This window comes from Nocardia carnea (assembly GCF_029869215.1).
GTDB classification, from domain to species: domain Bacteria; phylum Actinomycetota; class Actinomycetes; order Mycobacteriales; family Mycobacteriaceae; genus Nocardia; species Nocardia carnea_B.
On record NZ_JARWPM010000059.1, the window covers coordinates 1 to 9,412 of the forward strand.

7 protein-coding genes and 1 pseudogene are annotated in these 9,412 nt (G+C 69.5%); 3 read left to right on the forward strand and 5 right to left on the reverse strand.

The features are described from left to right. A pseudogene (locus QH276_RS02525) lies at positions 1 to 307 on the forward strand (TetR/AcrR family transcriptional regulator); the annotation flags it as partial. On the opposite strand, the gene QH276_RS02530 reads toward QH276_RS02525, so the two are convergent. Further along, on the reverse strand, positions 296 to 2,275 hold the full coding sequence (locus tag QH276_RS02530; RefSeq protein WP_280401569.1) for a heavy metal translocating P-type ATPase: 1,980 nt from the start codon (positions 2,273 to 2,275) through the stop codon (positions 296 to 298). The pseudogene QH276_RS02525 and the gene QH276_RS02530 sit on opposite strands and share 12 nt — an antisense overlap. Before the next feature lie 101 nt (positions 2,276 to 2,376). Here QH276_RS02530 and QH276_RS02535 point away from each other — a divergent pair, with 101 nt between their 5' ends. Both QH276_RS02535 and QH276_RS02540 read left to right on the forward strand, forming a co-directional pair. After that, on the forward strand, positions 2,377 to 2,766 hold the full coding sequence (locus QH276_RS02535) for an ArsR/SmtB family transcription factor (protein ID WP_280401570.1): 390 nt from the start codon (positions 2,377 to 2,379) through the stop codon (positions 2,764 to 2,766). 110 nt (positions 2,767 to 2,876) lie between these two features. Beyond that, complete coding sequence (locus tag QH276_RS02540; protein WP_280401571.1) at positions 2,877 to 3,743, forward strand: class I SAM-dependent methyltransferase; 867 nt, start codon at positions 2,877 to 2,879, stop codon at positions 3,741 to 3,743. 20 nt (positions 3,744 to 3,763) lie between these two features. Here QH276_RS02540 and QH276_RS02545 read toward each other — a convergent pair whose 3' ends face one another. The 4 genes from QH276_RS02545 to QH276_RS02560 form a co-directional block, all read right to left on the reverse strand. Then, entirely contained in the window at positions 3,764 to 4,972 is a 1,209-nt protein-coding gene (locus QH276_RS02545) for an aminotransferase class V-fold PLP-dependent enzyme (protein ID WP_280401572.1), read from the reverse strand. 5 nt (positions 4,973 to 4,977) lie between these two features. Continuing rightward, a complete protein-coding gene (locus QH276_RS02550; protein ID WP_280401573.1) occupies positions 4,978 to 6,297 on the reverse strand; it encodes a pyridoxal-phosphate dependent enzyme in 1,320 nt (439 codons plus the stop codon). Continuing rightward, positions 6,294 to 7,733, reverse strand: a complete 1,440-nt coding sequence (locus QH276_RS02555; protein WP_280401574.1) for an alanine racemase — start codon at positions 7,731 to 7,733, stop codon at positions 6,294 to 6,296. The genes QH276_RS02550 and QH276_RS02555 overlap by 4 nt, the downstream gene beginning before the upstream one ends. A 252-nt stretch (positions 7,734 to 7,985) precedes the next feature. Next, positions 7,986 to 9,412 (reverse strand): MFS transporter (locus QH276_RS02560; RefSeq protein WP_348536943.1); only part of this gene is annotated, 1,427 nt, incomplete at its 5' end.

The following is a 9,412-nucleotide window of genomic DNA, read 5'->3' on the forward strand; positions in this document are numbered from 1 at the left end:
GGCACACCGGCTGGGCGCCACCGACACCGAGGCCGGTGCCATGTACGCCGTGTTGTGGCGTTTCGTTCTCGGGGAATTGATCGCGCGCAGGGCCGTCGACGAGCGGCGTAGCGCAAGCGGGCGGGGCGAGCCCACACCGCATTGGACCGAGACCGCCACCACGGACGATCTCCACGAATTCCCCTCGGTCGTGCGCTTGCTCCCACAGTGGGGCCATATCGTGGACAGCTACGATCCGGGCAGAGCCGTCCGCATGGTCGTCGACGGGCTCGTGGCGAACCTGCCCGCGGCCGCGTCACCGCCGTGAGAGCGCGTCCCCCGGGGCCGTCGGGCCGGCGCGCCGCCACGCGGACCGGTGCAGCAGGCGCAGGCCGTTGAGACCGACGATGACGGTGGAGCCTTCGTGCCCGGCGACACCGAGCGGCAAGGGCAGGGTGCCGGCCAGATCCCAGACGACCAGAACACCGATGAACGCGGCGGCGATGGTGAGGTTGGCGATCACGATCCGGCGCGCCCGCCGGGACAGGTCGATGACCGCGGTGATCGTGGTGAGGTCGTCCCGTACCACGACCGCGTCGGCGGTGTGCAACGTCAGATCCGATCCGGCGCCGCCCATCGCGATTCCCACGTGCGCGGCGGCGAGGGCGGGCGCGTCGTTGATCCCGTCGCCGACCACGGTCACCTTCTCCCCGCTGTCCTGTAATTGCCGCACGGCGGTGACCTTGTCCTCCGGTAGCAATCCCGCGCGGACATCGGTGATGCCGACCCGGTCGGCCAGCCGTTCGGCGGCGACTCGGTTGTCGCCGGTCAGCAGGACCGGCGCGGTACCGGTGAGTGCGGTGGCCGCGGCGACTGCCGCCACCGCCTCGTCCCGGATCCGGTCGGTGATCGCCAGGACACCGACCGGGCGGTGGTCACAGGTGACGACCACCCCCGTGCAGCCGCGCGCCTGGATCTCGCCGAGCACCGCAGCGCTCGCGGAATCGCTGTCCGGCAGGGTGGCCGGCGATCCCACTCCGATGAGCCGGTCATCCACCAGCGCGGTCACCCCGCGCCCGGGATGCGCGGTGAACTCGCCGGCCTCGGGCAATTCCAGCCGGCGTGCTCGCGCGGCCCGCACGATCGCCGCGCCGAGCGGATGTTCGCTGGGACGCTCGGCGGCGGCGGCCAGCCGCAGCAGGTCGTGGTCGCCGAATCGGGAGTCGAGCGTGCGGATATCGACGAGTTCGGGAGTGCCGCGGGTCAGCGTGCCGGTTTTGTCGAACGCGAGCCGGGTGGTCGTGCCGAGCTGTTCCATCACGACGGCGGATTTGACGAGCACGCCGTGGCGGCCGGCATTGGCAATCGCCGCCAGCAGCGGCGGCATCGTCGCCAGCACCACCGCGCAGGGGGACGCCACGATCATGAACGTCATCGCCCGCAACAGTGCCCGCTGCAGCGGATCCCCCAGCAGCAGAGGGATCACGAAGACCGCGATCGTGGCCACGACCATGCCGATCGAGTACCGCTGTTCGATCTTCTCGATGAACAGTTGCGTCTTCGCCTTGGTCCGGCCGGCCTGCTCCACCAGTTGCGCGATCCGCGCCATCACCGAGTCCTCGGCGCGGCGGTCGACCCGGATCCGCAGCGCGCCGGTACCGTTCACCGTTCCCGCGAACACCTCGTCGCCGATGCTCTTGTCCACCGGTAGCGGTTCGCCGGTGATGGTGGCCTGATCGACCTCGCTGCCTCCGGAGAGCACCGTCGCGTCCGCGGCGATCCGCTCTCCCGGCCGGACGACCAGCACATCGCCGACCAGCACATCCGCCGCACGCACGGTTTCCTCGCCGCCACCGGCGGTGACGCGGGTCGCGGTATCGGGAGCCAGGTCCAGCAGGCCGCGTACGGAATCCTCGGTCCGCGCGGTGGCGAACGCCTCCAGCGCACCGGAGGTCGCGAAGATGACGATCAGCAGCGCGCCGTCGAGAACCTGGCCGATCGCGGCCGCACCGATGGCCGCGACCACCATCAGCAGATCGACATCGAGCGTTCTCCGCCGCAGCGCCCGCAGGCCGGCCAGCGCCGGCTCCCAGCCGCCGGTGACGTAGCACCCCAGGTACAGCGCCCACCACAGCCAGGCCGGTGCGCCCAGCCATTGCGTGATCAGTCCGAGCAGGAACAGCACCGAGGCCGCAGCGGCCCAGCGCACCTCGGCGAGCGCGAACAACCGGGTCCGCCGCCAGGGCGCCGCCGGTGCGGGGGCCGATCGGCCGGATATGGCGGTGGTCGAAACCACGAGAGACCTCCAAGGCTCGGAGCGCGAACCGCCACACCATAACAGAACAAATGAACACGTCTTCATTTATTGCAGGTAGGGGTGCGATAAGCTCCGTAGCCATGGGACATGGGGTCGACGGCCGCGACCGGCCTGCCGCGCGACTGGACGCCGAGTCCGCCGCGCATGTGGCGACCACGCTGCAGGCCCTGGCCACACCGAGCCGGCTGCTGATCCTCACCGAACTCCGCCAGGGTCCACGCGCGGTATCCGAACTCGCCGGCGCGGTCGGCATGGAACAGTCGGCCGTGTCGCATCAGCTCCGGCTCCTGCGCAACCTCGGCCTGGTCACCGGCACCCGCACGGGCCGCAGCATCGTCTACAGCCTCTACGACAATCACGTCGCCCAGCTCCTCGACGAAGCGGTCTACCACAGCGAACATCTTCGCCTCGGCCTGTCCGACCAGAACGGAGCGAGCACCGCGGGCCCGTCCACTCGAACGTCCGCCTGACCGGCATCGGGCAGCCCGGCGGCGCAGCCCGCCGAGAGGCCGAGGGCACTGCACGCCGCCGGCCGGTGTGCCGATTCGTCAGTGAAAATGATTGTCAGTAGTATCCTCGCGTGACCAGTCGGCAACTGCGAGATAGTAAGCCGGGCACCGGAACGTCGACCGACGATCCGGCCGCCGCCGAAGCCGTATTCCTCGACGCGACCCTGCGCCTGCTCGAGCCCTTGGGTGTCGCCCCCGGCGATGTGACCGCGGATGTGGGGCCGGGCGCGGGCGCCTCCACCCTCGCCCTGGCCCAGGCCGTCGGCGAACACGGCCGGGTCTACGCCGTCGATCTCGACGCGAGCATGCTCGAAGCCACCGTCCACGCCGCCCGGGACGCGGGCCTCGCGGAACGTATCCACCCGGTCCTGCACGATATCGAGAGCGGTGTACCGCCACTGCCGGAACCGGTGGATGCGGTCTGGTCGTCGTGGTGCGTCCACCACGCCCGCGACTGGGATGCCGCCGCCCGCGCCCTGACCGGCATGCTGAAACCCGGCGGCACGCTGTGCCTGGCGGAGGGTGGGCTACCGACGCGCTGCCTGCCCTGGGATATCGGGGTGGGGCGGCCGGGCCTGGAGACCCGCCTGGACGAGGCACACGACCGGCATTTCACCCAGTGGTTCTTCGGCCGGCCGGGGGCCGTCCGGCCGGGGCGCGGCTGGGGGGAGATACTGGGCGCCGCCGGGCTCGTCGATATCACCGCCTTCACGGCCTTGGTCGACTTTCCCGCTCCGCTGTCCGACAACGTCCGCGAGGTGGTGCTGGCCGAACTGGCCGCGCGGGTCCGCCGCGCCGGACCGTTCCTCACCGAAGAGGATGCGACCGCCTGGCTGCGGCTGCTCGATCCGGAGTCGCCGGTCTGGCTCGGACATCGCCGCGACCTCACCCTGCTGTCCGCCCGCACCGGCTTCCGCGGCCGCCGCCCGCAACCGTAGCCATTCGCGGGCACCGGAATTCAGCTCGCCATCGCCTCGCACCGCCGGACGACCGCGAGCACCCGGTCGATCTCCTCCGGAGTGTTGTAGACATGCACGCTGACCCGTACGGCATGATCGGCCGAATCCCGCCCCGCCTGGCAGTGGGCGTCCGCGCGGACCATGATCCCTTCGTCGGCCAGGACGAATCCGAGATCATCCGAACGTACGCGCTCGTGCCGGAAGGTCACGATGCCTTCGCGCCGCTGCACGGGTGAATCGGCGGCGAGGCTGTTCTGGCAGCCGAGCACACGGACACCCGCCAGACGAGTAAGGCCGTCGGTGAGCCGCGAACCCAGCGCCGTGGTCCAGGCGAGGATCTCGGGCAGCCCCGCCGCGTCGAGCCAGTCGAACGCCGCCGTCATGCTCACGATGCCCGCGGTATTCGGCGTGCCCGCCCAGCCCGGCAAGGTGAAGCGGGGCCCGCGCCGGTTACGCGCCCACACCGCACCGATCCCGGGTAACGCCAGCATCTTGTGCCCGGAGAACACCACGAAATCGACATCCGGTCCGGCCACCGACACCGGCCGGTGCCCCACGCTCTGCGCGGCGTCCAGGCAGATGGGCACATCCGGGCCGACCGCTTCGCGGACCCGGTGCACATTCATATCCACGCCGTAGACATGGTGGACATGGGTGACCGCGACGAACCGGGTACGCGGGGTGACGATCGACGGCAGCGCCCGGTGGTCGTAGTCGCCGGACGCCGGATCGACCGGGATCGGTAGCACGACCACCCGGATACCGCGCCGCGCCAAGTCTTCCCGCAGATCCAGCCAGGGCCGCAGGTTGGCCTCGTGATCGCCGAACGGAACGATGATCTCGTCACCGTCGCCGAGTGTTTGCGCCAGCCAGGCGGCGACCGCCCGGAGACCGTCACTGGTGCCGCCGGTGAATTCCACGGACGAATCGGCCGCGTTGTCGTCCAGCGCGCTCCGCACCCGATCGCGAGCCGCCTCGATGCGGGCGGTGGTGGCGTTTCCCCACGGATAGCTTCCGCGTCCGGCGTTGGCGTTGCCGGTGGTGAGGTACTCGGTGACGGCCGCCAGCACCGCCGCCGGTTTCTGTGTGGTCGCGGCGCTGTCCAGGTAGGCGAGGTTCGGATTGTTCTCGATGATCGGGAATTGCGCGCGTAACTGTTTCTGCCAGTCCGCGAGCCGGGCGAACACATGGCCGGGATCGGTGCTCATAGGCGTCAGTCCCGGACCAGCGGTGCGCCCGCATCGCGCCAGGCCACCACACCACCGCGCAGGCTGCGGGCGTCCCGGTGCCCCATGCGCGTCAGCAGTGCCGCGTACCGGGCGGATTTCTCGCCGACCGGGCATACCAGCAGCACCGGCCGGCTCGCACCGAACGGCAGGCCGCCGCGCAGGAGATCGTCGAACAGCTCGTCGACGATATTCACCGAATCCGGGATATGCAGTGCGGTGTAGGCGAAGGCGCCACGCAGATCCACCACCAGTGGCCGTTCCCGCGCCACCCAGTCCCGCGCCGCCGCGACATCGATCTGAGTGGCGGCGGACGCCTCGGCGTCGGTGACGCTATCCACCGAGTTCGGGCGCGGCGGTTGTTTGAACAGATCCGGCCGGCGCGTGCGGACATAGCTCATATAGCTCTCGACCCGGTCGCAGACGATGAACACCGCGGTGCGCCGCTCGGTGAGGGTGTCGTCGAGTGCCGAGAGATATCGCAGCGCACCGGAGTACGCTGCCCCGGAGGTCGGGCCGCCGAGGATTCCGCAGCGGCGGTTGAGTGTCAGCATGCCCTCGATGGCGTCCTGGGCGTGCACGGCGTCGAGGGTGTCGTAGTTGGCCGGATCGAACAGGCCGACCTCGTTGACCTCGTCGATATTGCGGATACCGGGGATGAAATCGCTCTTGGCGGCCACCAGTCCGACCACCGTGACCGCCGGATCGTGTTCGCGCAGCACACCGGCCACCCCGGCGGAGGAGCCGGCGGTGCCGACACAGGCGACGAAGATATCCGGCCCCTGACCGTCCAGGTCCTTGATGATCTCCTGGGCGGTCCCGGTCCGGTGGGCGTCGAGGTTGCGCGGGTTGAAGTACTGATCGGTATGCAGGTACCCGTCGCCCTCCTCGGTGAGCATCCGGTGCATCCGGGTCATCGGATCCTCGGTATCGGTCGGGTCGAGGCATTCGGTCTGACCCGGTAACTCCTCGATCCGGGCACCGAGTAACAGCAGCAGATCCTTGATCTCGGGCACCCGCATCCGATTGGTGATACTGGTGAACGGCAGGCCGTGCATGGCCGCGATCACCGCCAGCGCCTTCGCGGTGTTACCGCTGGAGAGTTCGACCACCGTATCCCCGCGCCGCACCGCGGCGGGCAATGCGTCACGCACCATGTTCAACGCCGGCCGGTCCTTCACCGAGCCGAACGGATTGAGCATCTCCAATTTCGCGTAGAGGTCGATATTGCGCAGCCCGTGGACCTCTGCCGCGATGCGGACCAGCGGCGTATCCCCGACGACGTCGAGAATGCTCTCGTATTTCATGAGCGACTACCTTTCCCGGGCCAGTACTGTTCATCCAGGCACCACGACCACCCGTTCCCGTCGCGATAGGCCGCGACCGTGCGGGCTACGGGCTGCATCAACGCGTGATCGGCGGCGAAATCCATGAAGTAACCGGCGGTGTTCACGAAGGCCAGCAGGTCGCCGGGGACGGGCATGCGCGGCAGCGTGACCTTGCGGCGGGTGATGAGATCGTCCTCCAGGCACAGATTGCCGGTCAGGTACACCCCGGTAGAAGTCCCCGGCCGCGCGGGCAGCAGCACCGGATCCATGAGCACCGCATGGTCTTCCGCGCTGATGTCGCGGGCGTTGGCGGCCAGCCGGACCAGCGTCTCCCCGGTGTGGATCGTCCGTACTTCGGCCACCCGCGCCAGGGTGAGACCGCACTGATCGGTCAGGCCGCGCCCGGGTTCGATATACAGGTCGTACAGGCTATCCAGCAGCAGGGTCGCCAGCGGCCTGCCCAGCGAGGGGGCCTCCCGGGCCAGTAGTTCGCGGAGGTATCCGGCGCCGGCGACCTCGCGGTAGGCCGGATACACACCGAGCGTGCCGCGCAAGGTGCCGCCCTCGGCGCGGAGCCCGTACCCGTGGTTCTGCCACGTCATCGACGGACGGGCGCCGAGCACGGCGCGGCCGAGTTCGGTGGTGTAGCGTTCCCATTCCGCGCGGTCGGCCAGGTAGTTCACGCCGAATCCGCCACCGATATCCACCGCCGCCGGCGCGAAGCCGCGGCCTATCGCCTCCCGCATAGCCAGCAGGCATCCCTCCAGCGCCAGCGCCTTCTCCGCCACCCCCGTGGTATCCAGGTGGTAGGCCACACCGTGCAACCGCAGGACATCGCGATGCGCCTCGAGAAAGTCCAGAACGGCGGCGAATTCGCGCGCGTGCACACCGAACCGGCTGGGCCTGCTCAGAATCGGCACGCCCGGCGAATCGAACGCCGAGAGCCGGACCATGACCGGCACCGGCGGCATTCCGAACCGGCCGACGAGTGCCGCGAGCTCGGCCAGCTCCGCGCCGGAGTCGGCATTCACCACCGCCCCCACACGCGCTGCCAGCCACAGGAACTCGCCGTCCTTGGGGCCGGTCGCCATGATCCGATCCCCGGTGAAACCGGCCGCCAGCACATGCCGCAACTCGCCGAGCGAGGCCACATCGACCCCGCACTCCCCCGCCGCCAGGGCACGGATCAGCGCGCTCGACCGGTTGGCCTTGTGCGCGAAGTAGATACGCCCCCCGAGCCGGGTCTCCCCGTACACGGCTCGATAACCGGCGATGTTCTCCGCCATCCGCTCCGGTACCACCACATTGAGCGGCGACCCCAGCGCCGCGACCATCTGCGATAGTCGCTCCGGCTCGGCGAGAACATCATTCAGCAAACCGCTCACCAGCGGTTTCAGGACCAGCTCCGACTCCACTACCATCCCTGAGCGAGTTAGGGCACCGCGCCGGGACCGCCGGTGCAAATGATTGTCATCAATAACAACGATGTCCCGACAAGCACCCTCCCGCAAGCCTTCCCGGCAAATAGCCGGCTCGCCGAGCCGGTGACACAACCCGCGCACCAGCGTCCACGCCGAGATCCAGGGTAGCTATCGGCCGGGAAGCGGGCGGCCTCCCGGCGATCGAAGGACAGTGGAAGGGCAGCGGAAAGCACCGGTCCCGCGGTCTCAGGCCGCCTTTCCGGCCCGCGGCATCAGCAGCGCGGCGACCAAGGTGCCGACCGCAATGAGTCCGCCGGCGAGGAGGAATGCCGTGGCGTAACCGTCGCTCAGCGCTTCCGGCGTCCGATCGCCGGCGGTGACCGCGGCGGCCGCTGTCGTCAGCACGGCCAGACCGAGCGCGCCACCGAGCTGGCGGGAACTGTTCAGCAGCCCGGAGGCCATCCCGGCGTCCTCGGCCGGCACGCCCTGCATCGCGATTCTTCCCATGATCACGAAACCGGCGCCGATGCCGATACTGCCGACGACGGAAGGCCCCAGGATATCGGTGAGGAACGAACCACCGGGTCCGCCCGCGCCGAACCAAGCGATCCCGGCCGCGCCGAGGATGCCGCCGGCCACCAGCGCGGCGCGTTGTCCGTACCGGTTCACGATGACCGCCACGAGTTGCATACCCACCACGGCACCGAGTGCGAACGGGACGAAGGCGATACCGGCTTGGGCGGGAGTGAACCGCAAGACCGTCTGCATATGCAGGGAGACGAAGTAGAAGGCGGTCAGCTGTCCCGCCGTGATCATGAACCCGTACACGTTTGCGCCGGCGACACTTCCGTGCGCGAGCAGGCGCAACCGCATCAGCGGTTCGCGGACCCGCGTTTCCACCGCGACGAACGCGGCCAGCAGAATCAGGGCGGTCACGAGGGTTGCGATGGTCGTGCCGGAGGCCCAGCCGTATTCGTCCGTTCGCACCACCCCGAGGATGAGCAGCAGCATGCCTGTCGTAACCAGTAGGGCGCCGGCGATATCGAGCCGGGGTCGCGCTGCCGCGTGCGTCCCGGCGATTCCGTTCGCGGCCGTGAACACCGCGACGAGCACAGTCGGCACATTGATCAGGAAGACCCACCGCCAGTCCACGAAATCGGTGAGCACCCCACCGGCCACCACACCGAGCGCGCCACCCAGCATCGTCGCCCCGGCCCACAGGCCCACCGCCTTGTTCCGCGCCGGGCCTTCTTCGAAGGTCACCGTGATCAATGCCAAAGACAGCGGTGACAGGGCGGCGGCACCCAGCCCCTGTATCGCGCGGGCGCCGATGAGCAGGGCGGGGTCGGTGGCCAGGCCACCGGCGAGACTGGCGATACCGAAGATCGTGAGCCCGGCCAGCATGGTGCGGCGGCGGCCGAGCACATCGCCGAGCCGTCCACCCAGCAACAGGAAGCCGCCGAAGACCACGGCATAGGCGTTGACGATCCACTGCAGCGCGGTAGCCGACAGCCCGAACTCGGACTGGATCGCCGGGAGCGCCACGTTCACCACGGACAGATCCAGGGAGACCATGAACTGCACGATCACCACGGTCGCCAGCACCGCGGCCGGTTTGTTCGGCCCCGGGGCCTGCCCGGACGTCGGCGGCTCCGCCACCGGCCGGCCGGTTT